Annotated in this window: 20 protein-coding genes and 1 pseudogene; 14 read left to right on the forward strand and 7 right to left on the reverse strand. The window is 63.6% G+C overall.

Translation table 11 applies throughout. The features are described from left to right. Positions 1 to 55 precede the first annotated feature (55 nt). The 12 genes from ABIE49_RS33435 (at position 56) to ABIE49_RS33490 (ending at position 10505) form a co-directional block, all read left to right on the forward strand. Entirely contained in the window at positions 56 to 826 is a 771-nt protein-coding gene (locus tag ABIE49_RS33435; protein WP_192737261.1) for an esterase/lipase family protein, read from the forward strand. A gap of 208 nt (positions 827 to 1034) precedes the next feature. Continuing rightward, the gene (paaX, locus tag ABIE49_RS33440; RefSeq protein ID WP_192737262.1) at positions 1035 to 1904 is read left to right on the forward strand and encodes a phenylacetic acid degradation operon negative regulatory protein PaaX; all 870 of its coding nucleotides are present in this window, start codon (positions 1035 to 1037) and stop codon (positions 1902 to 1904) included. A 75-nt stretch (positions 1905 to 1979) separates the two neighbouring features. Beyond that, positions 1980 to 2972 carry a 1,2-phenylacetyl-CoA epoxidase subunit PaaA gene (gene paaA / locus ABIE49_RS33445; RefSeq protein WP_192737263.1) on the forward strand — a complete coding sequence of 331 codons (993 nt, stop codon included), beginning with the start codon at positions 1980 to 1982 and terminating at the stop codon, positions 2970 to 2972. A 10-nt stretch (positions 2973 to 2982) separates the two neighbouring features. Then, positions 2983 to 3270 carry a 1,2-phenylacetyl-CoA epoxidase subunit PaaB gene (gene paaB / locus ABIE49_RS33450; RefSeq protein WP_192737264.1) on the forward strand — a complete coding sequence of 96 codons (288 nt, stop codon included), beginning with the start codon at positions 2983 to 2985 and terminating at the stop codon, positions 3268 to 3270. 131 nt (positions 3271 to 3401) lie between these two features. After that, positions 3402 to 4178 carry a 1,2-phenylacetyl-CoA epoxidase subunit PaaC gene (gene paaC / locus ABIE49_RS33455; protein WP_192737265.1) on the forward strand — a complete coding sequence of 259 codons (777 nt, stop codon included), beginning with the start codon at positions 3402 to 3404 and terminating at the stop codon, positions 4176 to 4178. Beyond that, positions 4172 to 4675 carry a 1,2-phenylacetyl-CoA epoxidase subunit PaaD gene (gene paaD / locus ABIE49_RS33460; protein WP_192737266.1) on the forward strand — a complete coding sequence of 168 codons (504 nt, stop codon included), beginning with the start codon at positions 4172 to 4174 and terminating at the stop codon, positions 4673 to 4675. Before paaC ends, paaD begins: the two co-directional genes overlap by 7 nt. 2 nt (positions 4676 to 4677) lie before the next feature. Continuing rightward, positions 4678 to 5757 (forward strand): 1,2-phenylacetyl-CoA epoxidase subunit PaaE, encoded by a 1080-nt coding sequence (gene paaE / locus ABIE49_RS33465; RefSeq protein WP_192737267.1) that lies wholly within the window; start codon positions 4678 to 4680, stop codon positions 5755 to 5757. An 88-nt stretch (positions 5758 to 5845) separates the two neighbouring features. After that, positions 5846 to 6298, forward strand: coding sequence for a hydroxyphenylacetyl-CoA thioesterase PaaI (paaI, locus tag ABIE49_RS33470; RefSeq protein WP_192737268.1), 453 nt, complete (start codon positions 5846 to 5848; stop codon positions 6296 to 6298). Positions 6299 to 6327: 29 nt separating this feature from the next. Then, complete coding sequence (paaK, locus tag ABIE49_RS33475; protein ID WP_192737269.1) at positions 6328 to 7659, forward strand: phenylacetate--CoA ligase PaaK; 1332 nt, start codon at positions 6328 to 6330, stop codon at positions 7657 to 7659. 137 nt (positions 7660 to 7796) lie between these two features. Next, positions 7797 to 8120 carry a GIY-YIG nuclease family protein gene (locus tag ABIE49_RS33480; protein WP_192737270.1) on the forward strand — a complete coding sequence of 108 codons (324 nt, stop codon included), beginning with the start codon at positions 7797 to 7799 and terminating at the stop codon, positions 8118 to 8120. 93 nt (positions 8121 to 8213) lie between these two features. After that, positions 8214 to 9218 carry a quinone oxidoreductase family protein gene (locus ABIE49_RS33485; RefSeq protein WP_192737271.1) on the forward strand — a complete coding sequence of 335 codons (1005 nt, stop codon included), beginning with the start codon at positions 8214 to 8216 and terminating at the stop codon, positions 9216 to 9218. 315 nt (positions 9219 to 9533) lie between these two features. Then, positions 9534 to 10505 carry a YeeE/YedE family protein gene (locus ABIE49_RS33490; RefSeq protein ID WP_502916009.1) on the forward strand — a complete coding sequence of 324 codons (972 nt, stop codon included), beginning with the start codon at positions 9534 to 9536 and terminating at the stop codon, positions 10503 to 10505. A gap of 5 nt (positions 10506 to 10510) precedes the next feature. Here the strand turns inward: ABIE49_RS33490 and ABIE49_RS33495 are convergent, their stop codons facing one another. The 4 genes and pseudogenes from ABIE49_RS33495 to ABIE49_RS33510 form a co-directional block, all read right to left on the reverse strand. After that, positions 10511 to 11734, reverse strand: coding sequence for a bifunctional alpha/beta hydrolase/OsmC family protein (locus ABIE49_RS33495; protein WP_192737273.1), 1224 nt, complete (start codon positions 11732 to 11734; stop codon positions 10511 to 10513). Between the two features lie 28 nt (positions 11735 to 11762). Further along, a complete protein-coding gene (locus ABIE49_RS33500) occupies positions 11763 to 12428 on the reverse strand; it encodes a sulfite oxidase-like oxidoreductase (protein ID WP_192737274.1) in 666 nt (221 codons plus the stop codon). Positions 12429 to 12439: 11 nt separating this feature from the next. Beyond that, positions 12440 to 13760 (reverse strand): annotated as a pseudogene (locus tag ABIE49_RS33505) (MFS transporter). A 250-nt stretch (positions 13761 to 14010) separates the two neighbouring features. Next, positions 14011 to 15477: an amidase gene (locus tag ABIE49_RS33510; protein WP_192737275.1), complete on the reverse strand. Its 1467-nt coding sequence runs from the start codon at positions 15475 to 15477 to the stop codon at positions 14011 to 14013. 52 nt (positions 15478 to 15529) lie between these two features. On the opposite strand from ABIE49_RS33510, the gene ABIE49_RS33515 reads away from it, so the two are divergent. Continuing rightward, positions 15530 to 16378 (forward strand): alpha/beta hydrolase, encoded by an 849-nt coding sequence (locus tag ABIE49_RS33515; protein ID WP_192737276.1) that lies wholly within the window; start codon positions 15530 to 15532, stop codon positions 16376 to 16378. Positions 16379 to 16515: 137 nt separating this feature from the next. Here ABIE49_RS33515 and ABIE49_RS33520 read toward each other — a convergent pair whose 3' ends face one another. After that, the gene (locus ABIE49_RS33520; RefSeq protein ID WP_192737277.1) at positions 16516 to 17292 is read right to left on the reverse strand and encodes an SDR family oxidoreductase; all 777 of its coding nucleotides are present in this window, start codon (positions 17290 to 17292) and stop codon (positions 16516 to 16518) included. A 191-nt stretch (positions 17293 to 17483) separates the two neighbouring features. On the opposite strand from ABIE49_RS33520, the gene ABIE49_RS33525 reads away from it, so the two are divergent. Further along, complete coding sequence (locus tag ABIE49_RS33525; RefSeq protein ID WP_192737278.1) at positions 17484 to 18557, forward strand: tartrate dehydrogenase; 1074 nt, start codon at positions 17484 to 17486, stop codon at positions 18555 to 18557. A gap of 158 nt (positions 18558 to 18715) precedes the next feature. Here the strand turns inward: ABIE49_RS33525 and ABIE49_RS33530 are convergent, their stop codons facing one another. Further along, entirely contained in the window at positions 18716 to 19630 is a 915-nt protein-coding gene (locus tag ABIE49_RS33530; protein ID WP_192737279.1) for an NAD(P)-dependent oxidoreductase, read from the reverse strand. Positions 19631 to 19655: 25 nt separating this feature from the next. Next, positions 19656 to 20906, reverse strand: a complete 1251-nt coding sequence (locus ABIE49_RS33535; RefSeq protein WP_192737280.1) for a Zn-dependent hydrolase — start codon at positions 20904 to 20906, stop codon at positions 19656 to 19658. Positions 20907 to 20922 lie beyond the last annotated feature (16 nt).

The raw sequence follows: 20922 nt of genomic DNA on the forward strand, positions 1-20922 counted from the left end.
CTGAACCAGTGGCCGGCTGCCGCAACTTAAGGGGCCGAGCCCGAGAGGAGATATGATGTCCGTTGCTGCGCAGACGCTTCGTCCGCCGTCTAGAACCCTGATGTTTCTGGAGGGGCGGGCGATTTCCGAATTGGGCGCTTTCCTCGGTGCCTTGCCGCTCCTGAGTCTGGCGCCGCGAGGCGACGGACATCCGGTGCTGGTATTGCCCGGCCTCGTTGCGTCCGACACCTCGACGCGCCCGCTGCGCAGCTTCCTGAAGAGCCGCGGCTACGCCGTCAGCGGCTGGCGCCAGGGCCGCAATCTCGGTCTGCGCCAGGGCGTGCAGCACGCGATGGTCGATCTCGTCCATGAATTGAACGACACGCATGGCCGGAAGGTCAGCCTCGTCGGCTGGAGCCTGGGCGGTCTTTACGCGCGTCAGCTCGCCAAGATGATGCCGGAGCGCGTGCGTTCGGTGATCACGCTCGGCAGCCCGTTCGCGGCCGGCCCGAAGGCGACCAATGCCTGGCGCGTCTATGAAATGGCGAGCGGCCGCCGCGCCGACGAAGAGGACACGCGTTTTGGCGGGTCGCTGGCGGGCACGCCGCCGGTGCCGACCACCGCTATCTTCAGCCGTACCGACGGCATCTGCGCCTGGCAGGGCTGCATGGAACAGAGCACCGCGACCTCGGAGAGCATCGAGGTCGAAAGCAGCCATTGCGGCATGGGTCATCACCCCGCCGCGGTCTATGCGGTCGCCGATCGTCTGGCGCAGCCGGAAGGCAAATGGGCCCCGTTCGACCGCAGCGGCTGGCGCAGCATGGTTTATCCGAATCCGGATAGGTAAAGGCGCTGAGATCTGGGCCTCGTGGTTCGAGACGCGCGGCGTTGCCGCGCTCCTCACCATGAGGGTCTAAGACCTCAGAGGATCTAAGGGCTCATCCTGCTAGTAGACCTCATCCTGAGGAGCGCGCTCTTGCGCGCGTCTCGAAGGATGCAGCCACGCTGCCAACCGGCATTGTTGCCGTACCAAAAAACGCGGTATGCCTTGACGCATGCCGCAGCCGCTCGCCCGCATTGTCGAACAGCTCAAGCGTGAACCCTCGCGCACCGGCTCGATCGTCATCACCGTGTTCGGCGATGCCATCGTGCCGCGCGGCGGTTCGGTGTGGCTCGGCACGCTGCTCGAATTCTTTACCGCGATCGACATCGACAGCGGCGTCGTCCGCACCGCGATGTCGCGGCTCGCGAGCGACGGCTGGCTCGAGCGTAACAAGGTCGGCCGCAACAGTTTTTACCGGCTCGACAAGAAGGGGCGGCAAACCTTCGATACCGCCACCAGGCACATCTACGATCCGCCGCCGTCCGACTGGACCGGGCGGTTTGAGCTGCTGCTGATCGGCAATGGCGGGGATCGCGATGCATCTCGCGATGCACTGAAGAACGCCGGCTTCGGCAGTCCGCTGCCGGGCGTGTGGGTTGCACCGTCAGGCGTGCCCGTTCCGGAGGAAGCCGCGGGCGCGATCCGTCTCGAAGTCTCCGCCGAGGACGACAGCGGCCGTCGCCTGCTCAGCGAAAGCTGGCCGCTTCAGCGCACCGCCGACGCCTATCTGAAATTCATGAAGACGTTCGAGCCGCTCCGCGCCTCGCTCGGCCGCGGCGAGATTCTTTCCGACACGGATGCCTTCACCGCGCGGATCCTGCTGATCCACCATTACCGCCGCGTCGTGCTGCGCGACCCTCTGCTGCCGGCGCCGCTGCTGCCCCGGGACTGGCCGGGAAGGGCGGCGCGACGGCTCTGCGGCGAGATCTATCGCGGGCTGCTTCCTGCGTCGGAACAATGGCTTGACGACCATGCGACCAACGAAAACGGGCCGCTGCCGAAGCCGGGCGGGGCGCTGGCGCGCCGGTTCGATGGGACGTAAACATGTTACAAAAATAACTTGCATTCGTATTTTTATGTTATATGTTGGAGGAAAGAACATACGGGGAGGTCGGCCATGTACACGCAGGCGCTCAATACGTCCGATGGCGATAACAGCCACATCGAGGACGCCGCACGTTCCGCAAACTTCCAGGCGCGCATCGATGCCGACGAGCGCATCGAGCCGAACGACTGGATGCCTGCGGCGTATCGCAAGACGCTGACGCGGCAGATTTCCCAGCACGCCCATTCCGAAATCGTCGGCATGCTGCCCGAAGGCAACTGGATTACCCGCGCGCCGTCGCTGCGCCGCAAGGCGGCACTGCTGGCAAAAGTGCAGGATGAATGCGGCCACGGGCTTTATCTCTATGCGGCGGCCGAGACGCTCGGCACCTCGCGCGAAGAGCTGGTCGATCTGATGCTGGCGGGGAAAGCAAAGTATTCCTCGATCTTCAACTATCCGACGCTGACCTGGGCCGACATCGGCGCCATCGGCTGGCTGGTCGATGGCGCGGCGATCATGAACCAGATTCCGCTGTGCCGCTGTTCTTACGGTCCATATGCGCGCGCGATGATCCGCGTCTGCAAGGAAGAGTCCTTCCACCAGCGCCAGGGTTTTGAGATCATGGTGACGCTGTCGAAGGGCACCGACGAGCAGAAGGCGATGGCGCAGAGCGCGCTCGATCGCTGGTGGTGGCCGGTGCTGATGATGTTCGGCCCACCCGACAAGGCAAGCCAGCACTCGGACACTTCCACAAAGTGGAAGATCAAGCGTTTCTCCAATGATGAGCTGCGCCAGAAATTCGTCGATGCCACGGTGCCGCAGGCGCAGTTCCTCGGGCTCACTATTCCCGATCCCGGAATGAAGCAGAACGCCAACGGCAACTGGGAATACAGCCCGATTGACTGGGAAGAATTCAATCAGGTGCTCGCCGGCAACGGCCCCTGCAACCGCGACCGGCTGGCGGCGCGACGTAAAGCCCACGACGACGGCGCCTGGGTGCGCGAGGCGGCGTTGGCTTACGCCGAGAAGCGCAAGCAGCGCCAGCACGCGCAAGCGGCGGAATAGGGAGATCGCCATGGCCACGCCGAACATGCCGCTCTGGGAAGTCTTCATCCGCAGCCGCAACGGGCTCGCGCACAAGCATGTCGGCTCGCTGCACGCCGCCGACACCACGCTGGCGCTGCAGGCCGCGCGCGACATCTACACCCGCCGCGGCGAGGGCCTCTCGATCTGGGTGGTGCCGTCGAACGCGATCACGGCGTCCGATCCCTCCGAGAAGGGCATGATGTTCGAGCCCGCGGAATCCAAGATCTACCGGCACCCGACCTTTTACGACGTGCCTGACGAAGTCGGGCATATGTGAATCTAACCCCTCATGGTGAGGAGCGCGAAGCGCGTCTCGAACCATGAGGCCCCGATGGTCCCGCGGCCCATCCTTCGAGACGCGCGCAAGGGCGCGCTCCTCAGGATGAGGTTGAACAAGTGGATGAAGAAATGGCTGTCGCCTCGATCCAGGTCTCCGAAACACCGCTGGTGCTCTACACCCTGCGCCGCGCCGACGACGCGCTCATCCTCGGCCATCGGCTGTCGGAATGGTGCGGCCACGCGCCGATGATGGAAGAGGACATGGCGCTCGCCAATATGGGCCTCGACCTGCTTGGCCAGGCGCGCGAGCTTTACGCTTACGCCGCCAAGGTCGAGGGTAAGGATAACGACGAGGACAAGTTCGCCTATTTGCGCGACGTCAGGCAGTACCGCAATCTGCTGCTGCTGGAACAGCCAAACGGCGATTTCGCGCGCACCATGGTGCGGCAGTTCTTCTACGCGGCGTTCGCCGATCTCTATTGGCGCGCGATGATGCAATCGTCCGATCCGACGCTGGCTGCGATCGCGGCGAAGTCCGAAAAGGAAAGCGCCTATCACGTCAGGCATTCGTCGGAATGGATGGTGCGGCTCGGTGACGGCACCGAGGAAAGCCACCGCCGCGCGCAGGGCGCGATCGACGATCTCTGGGCCTATACCGGCGAGATGTTTCACCTCGACGACAGCGAACGCGGCCTGATCGATGCCGGCATCGCGGTCGATCCCGCCAAATTGCACGCGCCATGGCTCAAGACGGTGTCCGGCGTCGTCAATGAGGCGACACTGGTGTTGCCGCAGAACAACTGGATGCAGCGTGGCGGCCGCGACGGCCGGCACAGCGAACATCTCGGCCATCTCCTCAGCGAATTGCAGTCGCTGCCGCGAACGTTTCCGGGGGCGACATGGTGACGGTCATGCTCAGCGATGCCGATTTGCGCCGGCGCGCCTGGGATGCCGCCGCCCAAGTGGTCGATCCCGAGATCCCGGTGCTGACCATCGCCGACCTCGGCGTGCTGCGTGACGTCGCCGTCAGCGACGGCCATGTCGAGGTCGCGATCACGCCGACCTATTCCGGCTGCCCCGCCATGAACATGATCGCGCTGGAAATCGAACTGGCGCTGGAACGCGCCGGCATCGCGCGGCCCAAAATCCGAACCGTGCTCTCGCCGGCCTGGACCACCGACTGGATGACTGAGGACGGCCGCCGCAAGCTCAGGGAATACGGCATCGCGCCGCCGCAGGCGTCAAGCTCGCGCCGCGCGCTGTTCGGCGAGCAGCAGGTTTCGTGTCCGCAATGCGGCTCGGGAAATACGGAAGTTCTCTCCGAGTTCGGTTCGACCTCCTGCAAGGCGCTGTGGCGTTGCAAGAGCTGCCGCGAGCCGTTCGACTATTTCAAGTGTCATTGATCATGTTCCTCACACCCCGTTTCCACCGTCTTGCCGTCAACGACCTACGCCGCGAAGCGTCGGATGCGGTGTCGCTGACCTTTGCGATCCCCGCGGAGCTGACCAAAGATTACAGCTTTACGCCCGGTCAATATCTGACCCTGCGCACGACCATGGACGGCGAGGAAGTGCGCCGTTCCTATTCGATCTGTTCCGGCCCCGACGACGGCGAATTGCGCATCGCGGTGAAGAAGGTCGATGGCGGTGCGTTTTCGAATTGGGCTGCGGATGAACTGAAAGCCGGCGACGAGCTCGACGTGATGACGCCGACGGGGCGCTTCGGCGTCGCGCATGCGCCCGATCAAGCGCGGGTCTATGTCGGCTTTGCCGCGGGAAGTGGCATCACGCCGATCCTGTCGATCGTCAAGGGCGTGCTGGCTCGCGAGCCGAACAGCCGCTTCTTCCTGTTCTACGGCAACCGCTCGACATCGAGCATGCTGTTCCGCGAGGCGTTGGAGGAGCTGAAAGACCGCTTCATGCAGCGGTTCTCCGTCTTTCACGTGATCTCCGGCGAGGAGCAGGACATACCGATCCTGCACGGCCGGCTCGACGGCGAGAAGGTGCGCGTGTTGCTGCGCTCGCTGGTGCCGGCGTCGAGTGTTGACCACGTCTTCGTTTGCGGCCCCCTGGGCATGAGCGAGGACATCGAAAACACCTGCCGCGAGATCGGCATCGCCGAGGATCGCATTCACGTCGAGCGCTTCGTCTCCGAGTTTGGCGGCAAGCCGCGCGCCAAAAAGATCGTCGAGACATCCGCGCCGCCGAAGGCGCTGGCCTCGCTCGTGATCGACGGCAAACGCCGCGAGGTGCCGGTGGCCGAGGACGAATCCATTCTCGACGCCGCGCTCCGCGCCGGCATGGACCTGCCGTTCGCCTGCAAGGGCGGCATGTGCTCGACTTGCCGCGCCAAGCTGGTCGAGGGCGACGCGCAGATGGAAGTGAACTATTCGCTGGAGCCGTGGGAACTGAAGGCGGGGTTCATCCTGACCTGCCAGGCCCGGCCCGTGTCGGACAGGGTCGTGGTGGATTACGACCATGTGTGAACAAAGCCGTCGCGTTTGACGGTGCGACGGCTAGACTACCCGAATGAAAGAGGCTTGTTGCAACAGGCCCGACGACAGGGAGACCGCAGTGAACGTCAATGCCACGCTTACGCCCGACGACCTCGCGCGCGCCTGTGCCGACGCGATGTGGAAGGAGGACGACGCCAGCAAGGGCCTCGGCATGCAGATCGTCGAGATCGGGCCGGGCCGGGCGACGCTTTCGATGACGGTCAGGCCGGAGATGGTCAACGGCCAGCGCATCGCCCATGGCGGCTTCATCTTTACGCTGGCGGATTCTACTTTTGCTTTTGCCTGCAACACCCATAACGAGCGCGCGGTCGCGGCGCAGTGCCATGTCACCTTCATCCGGCCCGGCAAGCTCGGCGACGTGCTGGTGGCGAGCGCGCGCGAGATCTCCCGCAGCGGCCGGTCGGGCATCTACGATGTGCAGGTCACCGCGGGTGACGTTGTGATCGCGGAATTCCGCGGTCATTCCCGCACCATCGGTGGTGCGTGGCTGCCCGCTGCCACGATCAAATAAAACAAAAGCGATCCTTGAGGGAACACGCGATGGCTTCGACCAAGCTTCAATCCAGTGCAGGCGGCTACCGCGCCGAGTTGGACGCCGCGGAGCGGGCCTCCCGCGGTGAGATCATGGCGCTGCAAACAAAGCGCCTCGCCTGGTCGCTGGCGCATGCCTACGACAACGTCGCACACTACAGGAAGGCCTTCGACAAGGCCGGCGTGCACCCCGGCGATTTCAGGCAGCTTTCCGATCTCGCCAAATTTCCGTTCACGGTCAAAACCGACCTGCGCGACAATTACCCGTTCAACATGTTCGCGGTGCCGCGCGAGAAGATGGTCCGCGTCCATGCTTCGTCAGGCACGACGGGAAAGCCGATCGTGGTCGGCTACACCCAGGCCGATATCGACGTGTGGTCGGACGTGATGGCCCGCTCGATCCGCGCCGCCGGCGGCCGCACCGGCATGATCATGCACAACGCCTATGGTTACGGCCTGTTCACCGGCGGATTAGGGGCGCATTACGGCGCCGAGAAACTCGGCTGCACCGTGGTGCCGGTTTCCGGCGGCATGACCGAACGGCAGGTGCAACTGATCAACGATTTCAAGCCCGACATCATCACGGTGACGCCGAGCTACATGCTGGCGATTCTTGACGAGTTCAAGAAGCAGAAGCTCGATCCCCGCAAATCCTCGCTCAAGTTCGGGATCTTCGGCGCCGAGCCCTGGACCAACGCGATGCGTGTCGAGATCGAACAGGCCTTCGATATGGATGCGACCGACATTTACGGGCTGTCGGAAGTGATCGGCCCCGGCGTCGCGCAGGAATGCGTGGAGACCAAGGACGGCCTGCATATCTGGGAAGACCATTTCTACCCCGAAGTGATCGACCCCGAGACTGGCGCGGTGCTGCCGGACGGCGAAAAGGGTGAGTTGGTGTTCACCTCGCTCACCAAAGAGGCGTTTCCGATCATCCGCTACCGCACCCGCGACCTGACGCGGCTGCTGCCGGGCACGGCGCGGCCTGGCATGCGGCGGATGGAGAAGGTCACCGGTCGTTCCGACGACATGATCATCCTGCGCGGGGTCAACGTGTTCCCGACCCAGATCGAGGAAGCCTTGCTCGCGACCGACTGGTGCGGTGGGCATTTCATCATCGAGCTGACGCGGGAAGGCCGCATGGACGAAATGACCGTGCTGGCGGAAGCTCGTCCCGATCATTGGGACGGCAGCGGTCTGCCCGCGCACACGGAGAAAGTCGCAACCTTCATCAAGAACACCATCGGCATCACCGCCCGCATCAAAGCCGTCGCCCCCGAGACCCTGGAGCGGTCGCTCGGCAAGGCGAAACGTGTTTACGACAAGCGCCCGAAAGGGTAGGCGTCCTCCCTCATGGTGAGGAGGCGCGCAGCGCCGTCTCGAACCATGAGGCCCCAGACGGGCCTGCATCCTTCGAGACGCGGCGAAGGCGCCGCTCCTCAGGATGAGGATTGAGGACGGTGAATGGGAGATCGGGCGTGGATGATGGTGCCTTTCTCTACATCCTTAGATGCTCTGATGGAAGCTTCTACATCGGAGTAACGCGGACCGCGTTGGAGATGAGAATAGCTCAGCATAACGCCGGAACGTTGGGTGGCTATACGTCGTCACGCCGGCCGGTGAGGCTGGTATTCTCGCAATGGTTCGACCGGATCGCCGATGCCATCGAGAACGAGCGCAAGCTCAAGAAATGGAGTCGAGCGAAGAAAGAAGCTCTCGCCAGAGGTGATTTTGTGTCCCTACGGCAACTTTCAGGGCGCAGGTCGCCGCACCCTTCGAAGCGACAGCCGACAACGGGCTGACAATTCCCTTGAACTCATTGTTCAGTCCGGTAGTCATGGTGCTTGCTCGGTGCCAATGAAGGCGCTCAAATTGACAAGACGCTGGAGCCCCCGTTGAAATCTGAAGGTCGATTGATCGAAGCCCGCTGCGTGCGCCTCGTGGAAAAGGTCGCCGACGCTGCCTCGCTCGCGCCCGTCATCACGACCCACACGCTGTCGCGCGGCGCGACCGACCTGTTGATCGATGTCAAGGCAGCCGCGGTCAATCCGTCCGATGTGAAGGCTGCGACCGGCCTGATGCCCTATGCGGTGTTTCCGCGCACGCCAGGCCGCGACTATGCGGGCGTCGTGATCGACGGCCCGGCAGGGTCGATCGGGCGCGAGGTGTTCGGTTCGTCCGGCGATCTCGGCATTCGCCGCGACGGCACCCACGCCACGTATCTCGTGGTCGAAGCCGATGCCGTGGTGGAGAAGCCCAAAAGCATTTCGTGGGAGGAAGCCGCCGGTATCGGCGTTCCCTTCGTGACCGCGATGGAAGGCCTGCGCCGCGCCGGCATTCCAAAAGCCGGCGAGACCGTGCTGGTCATGGGCGTCAACGGCAAGGTCGGGCAGGCGGCGGTGCAGATCGCAAGCTGGCACGGCGCGCGCGTGATCGGCGTCGTCCGCAAGGACGAACTTTATGAAGGTCACGCCAATTCGAAGGTCGAAATCGTCAATGCCTCCGCGACCGATGTCGCGGCGCGGGTGCGCGAACTCACGGATGGCAAGGGCGCCGACATCGTCTTCAACACCGTCGGCGATCCCTATTTCCAGGCGGCACATAAATCGCTGGCGCTGCGCGGGCGGCAGATCCTGATCGCCGCGGTCGACCGCATCGTGCAGTTCAACATTCTGGAGTTCTATCGCGGCCAGCACACTTATGTGGGCATCGACACACTCGGCCTGTCGTCGATCGCAACCGGCGCGGTGCTAAGGGAATTGGGCCCGGGCTTTGCGAGCGGCCACCTGAAGCCGTTCCCGATCAAGCCGGCCGCGATCTTTTCCCTGGATCAGGCCAGGGCCGCTTTCATCGCGGTGGCGAGTTCGTCGCGTGACCGCGTGATCCTGCGTCCGGCGTAAACCGGCTTCCGACAGATATTTTTCCTCTTCAGCGAGGGAATGAAACCCATCGCATTCCGGTTGGAATCGACTGTTTTTTTCTCCCGTCGTCGCGCCGCACGGAAGCTTCATTCTTTGTTGTCGGCTGCCGTGGCGCCCCTATGCAAGCATCGCTATAGAAAGGTGGAATTTGTAGCATATTTATGCTGTCTCGGCCCGTTTCGCCGATGGCTTTAGGGAAAAACTACCGTGCAAGGCACTGCGAACGTCATTGTGTTGAGCGGATTGGTGATCGGCCTGATCTATGGCGCGGTTGGCCTGTTGAGCGGCTTTTGCATGCTCTCGAGCTTGCGCGGCTGGTGGGCGGAGGGAGATGGACGTCTGGCCCGCACTTACGCGCTGGCGATCGGCGTCGGCGTCGCCGCGACGCAATTGCTCGCTGCGGCCGGTCTCGTCGATCTCGGCAAGTCGATCTATCTGCAGCCGTCGTTCTCGGTGCCGCTGATGTTCTTCGGCGGTTTGTTGTTCGGTTACGGCATGGTGATGTCGAACGGCTGCGGCTCGCGCGCGCTGGTGCTGCTCGGGCGCGGCAATCTCCGCTCCTTCGTGGTGGTGGTCGTGCTCGGCATTTTTGCGATGATGACGCTGAAGGGCCTGATCGCTCCGGCACGCATCGCCCTGGTGCAGGCATCGCAAACCACGGCGTCGGCGAATTCGGTGCCCGCATTACTATCGGCATTTGGATTGAGCGACGTCACGGCGCGCATGGTGGCCGCGTCAGTCATCAGCGCGGCGTTGATCATCTTTGCGTTCGCGCATGCATCGTTCAGGAAATCGCCGGGACAGGTCGCCGCCGGCCTTGTGGTCGGCCTGCTCGTCGCGGCCGGCTGGTTCGCCAGCGGCTATCTCGGCGCCGACGATTTCAATCCGGCGCCCGTGGTGTCGCTGACCTTCGTCGCGCCGATCGCGGATGCCTTGCAATATGTCATGCTGTCGACGGGCTCGACGCTGAATTTCGGCATCGCCACCGTCGGCGGCGTGCTGGCGGGAAGCCTGATCACCGCGCTCGCGACCGGCCGCTTCCACCTCGAAGGCTATCAATCGCCGCAGCATATGCTGCGGTCGGCCGGTGGTGCCGCACTGATGGGTGCCGGCGGCGTGATGGCGTTCGGCTGCTCGATCGGGCAGGGGCTGACGGGCTTTTCGACGCTGGCGCTGGCCTCGTTCATTGCAGTCGCCGGCATCCTGGTCGGCACGGCGCTCGGCCTACGCGGCGCGCTGCGCGTTCGTCCGCTGGCAACGGCCTAGTTCCGTTACTCCGCAGCCTTCGTCACGATCCGGATTTCCGACGTCAGCGTCCGGTGCACCGGGCACTTGTCGGCAATCTCCATCAATCGCTCGCGCTGATCGGCGTCGAGTGCGCCCTCGATCGAGATTACGCGGTCGATCTGGTCGAGCATGCCGACACGGGTTTCGCATTCGGCGCAGTCTTCCGCATGGATCTTCTTGTGTTGCAGCGTCACCGTGACGCGATCGAGCGGCAGCGATTTGCGGTCGGCATACATTCGCATCGTCATTGAGGTGCAGGCGCCAAGGCCCGCCAGCACGAAGTCATACGGCCCAGGCCCAGAGTCTTCGCCGCCGGCGGCAACGGGTTCGTCGGCCAGCATCTGGTGTGGCCCCGACGTGACGGTCTGCTGGAATTTGCCGGCGCGGGTCTCGCGCACCACGACATTGCGCGGTACCTCGCCGAGTTCGGCGGCAGTTTGAGCCGGAAGCGGATCGACATAGCGTTCGGCCCACGCGGCGATGACGTCGGCGACATAAGTGGAATCGCGCTTGTTGCTGAGCAGATGATCGGCGCCGGACAGCGACACGAAACTCTTCGGGTGCTTGGCAGCAACGAAGATATTCGTCGCGTTGTCGATCCCGACGGTGTCGTCGGTCGGCGAATGCATGATCAGCAGCGCCTTGTGCAATTTGGCGACATGCGCCATCAGGCCATGTTCGGCGATGTCGTCGAGGAATTCACGTTTGATGTGAAAAGGGCGTCCGGCGAGTTGCACTTCCACCTTACCCTGCGCGCGGATGTCCTCGATCCGATCCTTGAAGAAATGCGTGACGTGGGCGGGGTCGGAGGGCGCGGCGATGGTCACGACCGCCCTGGCATCCGGGATTTGCCCGGCGGCAGCGAGAATGGCGGCACCGCCGAGGCTGTGGCCGATCAGGATCGTCGGCGCCTGCCGGGTGTCGCGCAGATGATCGGCGGCGTGGACGAGGTCGGCGACGTTGGACGTAAAGGTCGAGTTGGCGAAATCGCCTTCGCTGGAGCCTAAGCCCGTGAAGTCGAACCGCAGCACCGCGATGCCGCGGGCGTTTAGCGCGGTCGCGATGCGTTTGGCCGCCAGCACATCCTTGCCGCAGGTAAAGCAATGAGCGAACAACGCATAAGCCTGGGTGGCGCCGTCGGGCTTGTCCAGCGCCGCGGCAAGCTGATGGCCGCCTTCACCGGTGAATTGAAAGCGTTCGGTCGGCACGGGCGTTCTCCCTTGGCTCACTAAGGCATCAATCGCTGGAATAACGCTGCTCCGCCCACGGGTCGCCGCGGTTGTGATAGCCGCGGACTTCCCAATAGCCCGGCGCATCCTTATCGAGGAATTCGATGCTCTGCAGCCATTTGGCGCTCTTCCAGAAATAGAGATGCGGCACCACCAGCCGCACCGGACCGCCATGGTCCTGCTCCAGCGGCTGGCCGGACCAGCTATGGGCGAGCAGGGCGTCCTCGGCGGCAAAGTCCTCCAGCGCAAGGTTTGTGGTGTAGCCGTCATGCGAATGCAGCACCACGAACGCTGCCTCGTCGCGCGGCCGGCACGCCATCAGCAGGTCGCGGGTCGAAAGCCCTTCCCATTGATTGTCGTAGCGCGACCATGTGGTGACGCAATGTATGTCGGAGAGGAATTGCGTCTGCGGCTGCGCGGTGAACTCGGCAAAATTCCAGAAGATCGGATTTTCGACCGCGCCGTAGACGTCGAGCCGCCAGCGCTCCCGCGCGATGTTCGGCGTCAGGCCGAGATCGAGCACCGGCCAGTCACGCGTCAGATGCTGGCCCGGCGGCAGGCGCTGGTCCTCGGGGCGGGTAACTTTGCCGGTGAGGAACTTTCCCTCGCGCGCCCAGCGCTCCTTGCTGCGCGTTAGCTTGCTCTCCGGCGGCGGCTCGGGGTCGTCGGTCATGTCAGGACCTGTCATTCGTGACGATGCATCGCCGATTCATGTTTGGTGTCTCGCATCGTCGCATAGATGATCAGCGAGAGAAAGATCATGCCGCTGAGATAGTAGTAGAACCAGTCCTCGTGCCCCACGCTCTTGAAGTAGAGTGCCACCGCAGGCGCCGTGCCGCCGAACACGGATACCGTGATCGCATAGGGTAGCCCGACGCCGAGCGCACGGACATTGGTCGGGAACAGCTCGGCCTTCACGATCGCGTTGATCGAGGTGTAGCCGGCGACGAAGATCCAGGCGGCGCAGATCAGCAGGAACGCCGTGTGGCGACTTGGTCTCTTTCAGCGTGGTCAGGATCGGGATCGTCGCCAGCGTGCCAACGACACCGAAGAAGATCAGCAGCGGCTTGCGGCCGATGCGGTCGGACAACGCGCCATAGATCGGCTGCAACAGCGTCGCGAAGATCAGCGAGCCGAAGATCACGAACGTCGTCTGGTCTTCGGTGAGCCCGACCGACAGTTTTACGAAAGTCTGCATGTAGGTGGTGAAGGTGTAGAACGCCGCGGTGCCGCCGGCGGTGAGGCCGACCACCAGCAACAGCTCGCGCGGGTATTTCAAGAGGCCGGTGATTGAGCCGGAAGGCTTGCTGACCTTCTTGGCTTCCTCGAACGCCTCGGTCTCATGCAGGCCCCGCCGCATGACGGCGGCGAAGATCGCGAGCAGGGCGCCTATCACGAACGGAATCCGCCAGCCCCAATCCCTTAGTTCTTCCGGCGTCAAAAAGACCTTCTGCAGCAATAGCAGCACTATGATCGCGGTGAGCTGGCCGCCGATCAACGTGACGTATTGGAAGCTCGAATAGAATCCGCGATGCTTGGGGTCGGCGACCTCGCTGAGATAAGTGGCGCTGGCGCCGTATTCGCCGCCAAGGCTCAGGCCCTCGATGATGCGCGCCAATGCGAGGATGTAGGGTGCCAGGATGCCGATCGAGGCGTAGGTCGGCGTGACGGCGATGATCAGCGATCCAAAACACATGCAGACCACCGACAGCGTCAGCGACAGCCGCCTGCCGTAGCGGTCGGCGATGGTGCCGAACAGCCAGCCGCCGAGCGGTCGCATCAGGAAGGTCGCGGCGAACAGCACGGCGGCGTTGAGCTGCTGCACCACGGGATCGCTGTTGGGGAAGAACGCCGGCGCGAAGTACAGCGCAAACGCGGTGTAGGCGTAGAAATCGTACCATTCGACGAGATTGCCGATCGAGCCGATGAAGATCGCCTTGATCCGCCGCTCGACGTCGGCGATGTCGAGATGGTCGCCAGTGGCTTTGATGACTTGATCTGTCATGCTTGGTCTCCAAGACGTAGCTATTCCAGTTCAGGCTGCCTTTCCGAGCAGCACGGGTAATTGCCGGTGGCCGCGCAACGGGTTCCCTCCGGCAGCGCCCAAACCCCTCAGACCTCATCCTGAAAAGGCGTGAAGCGCCGTCTCGAAGGATGGCTACGGGCCTCATGGTTCGCCTGGCGATGCGAAGCATCGTCCAGAGACGCGCGAAAACGCGCTCCTCACCATGAGGGATAACGCTTACCCAGCGGTATTACCTCGGCGCCCGCGGCTCGATCGGTGTGGTGCCGCGCACGCCCAGGATGTCTTCCAGCAGCTTGGCGCCGGCGAGAAGTTTTGCCTCGCCGCGCGGCGGGGCCACCATCTGCAGTCCGACCGGCAGGCCCGAGGCCGTAAAACCGCACGGCAGCGACAGCGCGGGGCAGCACACCAGCGTGATCGCATAGACGATGCCGAGCCATTCGACGTAATTGTCGAACTTCTTGCCATCGCATTCGGCGACGTAACGGTTCTCGACCGGAAACGGCGCCACGATGGTGGCAGGCGCCAGCAGCAGATCGTATTTGTCGAAGAATTCCAGCGTTCGTGCGGTCATCGCGACGCGCTGCGCTTCGGCGCGCTCAAGCTGCTCGACGGTCAGCTTGAGGCCTTCCTCGATGTTCCAGATCACTTCGGGCTTGAGTTGGTCGCGCTTGGTACGCAGCAGCTGCGCCTTGCTCAGCGCGAAGTCGAACGCGCGCAGCACGTGGAAGCATTCATGGGCTTCGCGCAGATCCGGATGGGCTTCCTCGACGATGACCCCGAGCTCGGCGAAACGCTGCGCCGCCTTGCGGGTAATGGCGGCGACTTCAGGGTCCACAGGCGTGATGCCAAGATCGGGCGAATAGGCGATACGCTTCGGCTTGGTGCCGGCGCGCACGGCGGAAAGGAACGAATTCGGCAGCACGGGCAAGGACAGCGGGTCGCCGGGGTGTTCGCCGCTCATCGCGTCGAGCAGCAAGGCGACGTCCTCGACATTGCGCGCCATCGGGCCCTGGACGCCGAGGTTGCGGTCGATCGCGGCCGCGAGTGTGTGCGCGACGCGACCGATGCTCGGCCGCAGCCCGACGATGCCGCAGAAGCTCGCGGGATTGCGTAAGCTGCCGCCCATGTCGGAGCCGTGGGCGAGCCACGCTGTTCCGGTGGCGAGCGCCACCGCCGCACCGCCCGAGGAGCCGGCAGCGGAGCGGGAAGTATCCCAGGGATTGCGCGTCGCACCGAACACTTCGTTGAACGTGTTGGCGCCGGCGCCGAATTCCGGCGTGTTTGATTTGGCGTAGATCACGCCGCCGTTGTTTTCGAGATGCTCGACCAGAATGTCCGATTTCGCAGGGATGTTATCCTTGTAGATCGGCGAGCCCTGCGTGGTCAGCACACCCTCGACCGCGGTGAGGTCCTTGATCGGGATCGGCAGGCCTGCCAGCAGGCCGCGCTCGCCGACCGGCTTTTTCATCAGCGCCCGGGCACGGTCGCGGGCGCGGTCGAAGCACAGCGTCGGCAGCGCGTTGACGGGGCCGTCGACTTCGGCGATCCGCTTTTCCAGCACGTCGAGCAGATCGAGTGGCGTGACTTCACCTGCTCTCAGCTTGCCAACGATGGCACACGCCGTCTCTCGCACCAGCCCCTGATCAGCCACTTTGTTCTCCGCGGTTTCGTGGTCGTGAATGGTGCTGTAGAACATTTTTTGGCAAAGTGGAAACGCGCCCACGTCGTGGCTGCACTGGAGATTTGGAATGCCGGCATTGTTTTCTGCGCTGGACTGGCGCGCGATGAGCCAGCAAGACCGCGATCTCGGCTTCAACAATGGCGTCGCCGTGCCCGGCGCCGTCGAACTGGTCGCTGGCTGGGAGCAGCGCTCGGCCGACATGCGCAAGCGCTTCCCCGACCAACTCGACCTCCGCTATGGCCCGCGCGAGCGCAACCGGATCGACTTCCTGAAAGCAGCCGATAATGCGCCGACGCTGTTGTTCATCCATGGCGGCTATTGGCAGGCGCGCGCCAAGGAGGTGTTCACGGTGTTCGCCGAAGGCCCGATGGCGCACGGCATCAATGTGGCGCTGATCGGCTATACGCTGGCGCCGGATGCGACGCTCGACGAGATCGTCGCCGAAATCCATTCCGGCATCGATTATCTCACCGGACAATTGCCGGCGCTCGGTGCGGCCGGTGACGGCATCGTGGTGTCCGGCTGGTCCGCCGGTGGCCATCTCACCTCGATGGCGTTGTCGCACCCCAAAGTGAGGGGCGGGATGGCGATATCAGGCATCTATGACCTCGAGCCGATCAGGCACAGCTATCTCAACGAGAAACTGAAGGCCGATGAGGCGACGTCGCGCCGCAACTCGCCGATGATGATGGCAGGCGGTCCGCTCAAGCCGCTGTCGCTGGTGGTCGGCAGCGCCGAGCTGCCGCTGCTGCGCAAGCAGACCGCCGACTTCGCCGGCCACCGCGCCAGGCATGGCTTGCCGGTGACCTATGAGGAAATTCCCGGCGCCGACCATTTTTCGATCATGCACGAGATGCTGTCGCCGACGGGGAGGGTCACGACGTTGATAAGGCAGTTGTTTGAGCGGACGGCGTGATACTCACCCTGAGGAGCGCGAAGCGCGTCTCGAAGGGCGAGGCCACAACTGTGGCCACATGGTTCGAGACGGCGCAAGAGCGCCTCCTCACCATGAGGAGGTAAGATGCAAGTTCGCCGCGCGAATGAACGGAGCGCCTAACCCCACCCCGCACTGATCCCGCCGTCCACCGTATAAATCACGCCGGACGTATACCCCGAACGGTCCGACGCCAAAAACGCCATCAGGTCGCCGATCTCGCGCGCATGGGCGGGGCGGCCTAGCGGCAGACCCTTCTGGAATTCCTTGTAGCGGTTCTCGTCGCCGAACTGGCTTTTCGCGCGGGTCTTCAGCAGCGTGACGTGGCGGTCGGTGCCGACGGGGCCGGGATTGATGCCGACCACGCGGATATTGTCGGCGAGGCTCTTGCCACCTAATGCACGTGTGAACGCCATCAGCGCGGCATTGCCGGCGCTGCCGCAGATATAATTCGCGTCAAATTTTTCGCCGGCCGCACCGATGTCGTTGACGATGACGCCATGGCCGCGCGCCTTCATCTGCGCGTAGACCGCGCGGGTCAGGTTGATGTAGCCGAATACTTTCAATTCCCAGGCGTGACGCCAGGTCGCCTCGTCGATCTTGTCGATCGAGCCGCCCGGAATATCGCCGGCATTGTTGACGAGGATGTCGATATCAGACGTATCCTTCACCAGTTTCTCGATGTCGGCCGGGTTGCGCAGGTCGACGACATGCACCGAGGCGTCGATCTGGTGGTTCGAACGCAGGCGATCCGCCAGCGCCTTCAATTGCTCGCCGTTGCGGGCGGCCAGCCTGATGTCGCAGCCTTCCTCGGCGAAAGCTTCGGCCGCGGCCGCGCCAATGCCCTTGGAGGCGCCGGTGATCAGGACGCGCTTGCCGCGCAAATGCAGATCCATGGGAATTCTCGCTTCATGAGGGGTATCGGGGGAGTGGTCTGCGAAATTGGTAGGCGGTCGGCCCATCAGCGGTCAACATTGCACTGCAGCGTTGCACCCGCGCGCCGTTTGGTCCATTGCAAGGCCATCAACAGGCCGTGTCTGGGGCATGGCGCACGACCCAAAGAGCAAGCCACCCAAGGATTTCAAGGATGAGCAAAAAAACCTATCGGATCGCGGTCATTCCCGGCGACGGCATCGGCAAGGAAGTGGTGCCGGAGGGCCTGCGCGTTCTTGAGGCGGCCGCGAAAAAGCACGGCGTCGCCGTGCATTTCGACCATTTCGACTTCGCCTCCTGGGACTATTACGAAAAGCACGGCGAGATGATGCCCGAGGACTGGAAGGCCAAGATCGGCAAGCACGACGCGATCTACTTCGGCGCGGTCGGCTGGCCGGCTAAAATCCCCGATCACATTTCCTTGTGGGGCTCGCTGATCAAGTTCCGCAGGGAGTTCGACCAGTACGTCAATCTGCGCCCGGTGCGCCTGATGCCCGGCGTGCCGTCGCCGCTCGCGAACCGCAAGCCCGGCGATATCGACTTCTGGGTGGTGCGTGAAAACACCGAGGGCGAATATTCTTCGGTCGGCGGACGCATGTTCCCGGATACCGACCGTGAATTCGTCACCCAGCAGACCGTGATGACGCGCGTCGGCGTCGATCGCATTCTCAAATTCGCATTCGATCTCGCAGCGTCACGCCCGAAGCAGCATCTGACATCGGCGACCAAATCCAACGGCATCTCGATCACGATGCCCTATTGGGACGAGCGCGTGGAGACGATGGCGAAGAACTATCCCAAGGTGAAGTGGGACAAGTACCACATCGATATTCTCACCGCGAACTTCGTGCTGCATCCGGACTGGTTCGACGTCGTGGTCGGCTCCAATCTGTTCGGCGATATTCTTTCCGATCTCGGCCCGGCCTGCACCGGCACCATCGGCATCGCGCCGTCGGGCAATATCAATCCGGAAGGGAATTTCCCGTCGGTGTTCGAGCCGGTGCACGGCTCGGCGCCTGACATTGCCGGGCAGGGCATCGCCAACCCGATCGGCATGATCTGGTCGGGCGCGATGATGCTGGAGCATCTCGGCGAGAAGGAAGCTGCGCAATCGATCGTCGGCGCCATCGAGCGCACGCTCGGCGAACGCACGCTGCGCACCCGCGACCTCGGCGGCAACGCCGACACCACCGCCTGCGGCAAAGCGGTCACGGATATGGTGGATTGATTCTTCTTCCTTCTCCCCTTTTGGGAGAAGGTGCCTTCGCGAAGCGAAGGCGGATGAGGGGTTCTCTCCTCACCGCACATATCGGGATGAGGATAGAGACCCCTCATCCGGCGCTTCGCGCCACCTTCTCCCACAAGGGGAGAAGGAAAGAAAAGCGCCTACTTCCCCTTCGCGATCCGCCGGCAGTGCTCCAGCGCCGCCCCGATCAGATTCTCGCTCGCCTCCGGCGTGCGGAACGCGGAATGCGCCGACAGCGTGACGTTGGGCAGCTTGGTCAGCGGATGATCCGCCGGCAGCGGCTCGATGTTGAAGACGTCGAGGCCGGCATGGCGGATCTGGCCTGATTTCAGGGCCTCGATCATCGCTTCCTCGTCGACGATGGCACCGCGCGCGGTGTTGACGAGGATGACGCCGAGCTTCATCGCCTCGATACAGGCACGCGAAACCAGCCCGCGCGTCTCGTCGTTGAGCAGCAGGTGGATCGAGATGACGTCGCTCTCGGTCAGGAGCTCATCGAGTTCGACGAACTCGACCTTCGGGTGCTTCTTGGGCGACCGGTTCCAGGCGATCACGCGCATGCCGCTGCCGAGCGCGATCCGCGCGACTTCGGCGGCGATGCCGCCGTAGCCGATCAGCCCCAGCGTCTTGCCGGTCAGTTGCATGGCGTCATCGCGCAGCCAGTTGCCGGCGCGGATCCCGCGATCCATGCTGGCGAGGCCGCGCGCGCCTTCCCACATCAGCGCGATGGCGCATTCGGCCACCGCCGTGTCGCCATAGCCCTTGATCAGGTGCACCTCGATGCCGAGTTCGGCGAGTTCTTCCGGATTCATGTAGCTGCGCGCGCCGGTGCCGAGGAACACCACGTGCTTCAGCCCGGTGCACTTCTTCGCAATTTCGGTCGGAAGCGCAGTGTGGTCGACGATGGCGATTTCGGCACCGTCGAGGAGCTTTGGATATTGCTCCGAGGTGATGTCGGGATCCCGGTGGATAAGCACCTCGGGATCCCCGGGCTTTTGCAGCCGCTCGAAGATCACGGCCAGCGATTCATTGGCATCGACAAAAACACCGCGCACGGCAGTCCCTCCGGTTTTGATTATTTTATGACGCCACGCCGGCAAGCGCCAGCACGGTATGCATCAGGACGTTGGCGCCAGCGGTGCAATCGGCCTGCGTGGCGTCTTCCAGTTCGTTGTGGCTGATGCCGTCCTTGCAGGGCACGAACACCATCGCTGCCGGCATCACCGTGTTGAGGTTGCAGGCATCGTGGCCGGCGCCGGAGGTGATGCGGCGATGCGAATAGCCGAGCGCCGTCGCGGCGTTCTCGACGGCGTCGACCAGCTTGGGATCGAAATGGGTCGGCGGCTTGCGCCAGACCAGATCGAGCTTGACGTCGACCTTGCGCCGGGCCGCGATCTCCGCAATCGCCGCGCGCAAATCCCTGTCCAGCGCGTCCATGATGGCGGCGTCCGCGCTGCGGCAATCCATCGTGAAAGCGATTTCGCCGGGAATGACGTTGCGCGAGGGATTGGCGATCACGGCCTCGCCGATGGTGCCGACCGCCTTGGGGCCGTGCTTCCTGGCGGTTGCTTCCATCGCCAGCACGATTTCCGACAGCGTTGCCAGTGCGTCGCGCCGCAGCGGCATCGGCGTCGAGCCGGCATGGCTTTCGAACCCGGTGATCTTGCCGTCGTACCACAGCACGCCCTGGCCGGAATCGACCACGCCGATGGTCTTGTTCTCGGCTTCGAGGATCGGGCCTTGCTCGATATGCAGTTCGACGAAGCTGGAGAATTTCTGCCGGCCGACCGGGCTCTCGCCGCGATAGCCGATGCTGTCGAGCGCCTCCGCCACCGTGACGCCCTCGGCATCCTTCCGCGACAGAATGTCGTCGGTGGTGAAATCACCGACATAGGCGGCCGACGCCATCATCGCCGGCGCAAAACGTGAGCCTTCCTCGTTGGTCCAATTGCAGATGCAGATCGGCGTCTCGGTCTCGATACCGGCATCGTTGAGGGTGCGAACCATCTCCAGCGCGGCGAGCGTGCCGAGTATGCCGTCGAACTTGCCGCCGGTCGGCTGGGTGTCGAGGTGGGAACCGACCCCGATCGGCGCCTTCGACATGTCGCGCCCCTTGCGCAGGCCGAACATCGAGCCGAGCGCGTCGACGTGACATTCAAGGCCGGCGGCCTCGCAGGCTTTCCGGAACCAGTCGCGGACCTGCTTGTCCTCAGGTCCGAGCGTCAGCCGCCGCACGCCGCCTTTCGGCGTTGCGCCGAACTTGGCGGTTTCATGAATGGTGTCCCACAGCCGGGCGGAATCGATTTGCAGGTTGGATGCGATCTTGGTCATTCAGCCATTCCGGTCT

Source organism: Bradyrhizobium sp. OAE829 (assembly GCF_040546575.1).
Taxonomy (GTDB): Bacteria; Pseudomonadota; Alphaproteobacteria; order Rhizobiales; family Xanthobacteraceae; genus Bradyrhizobium.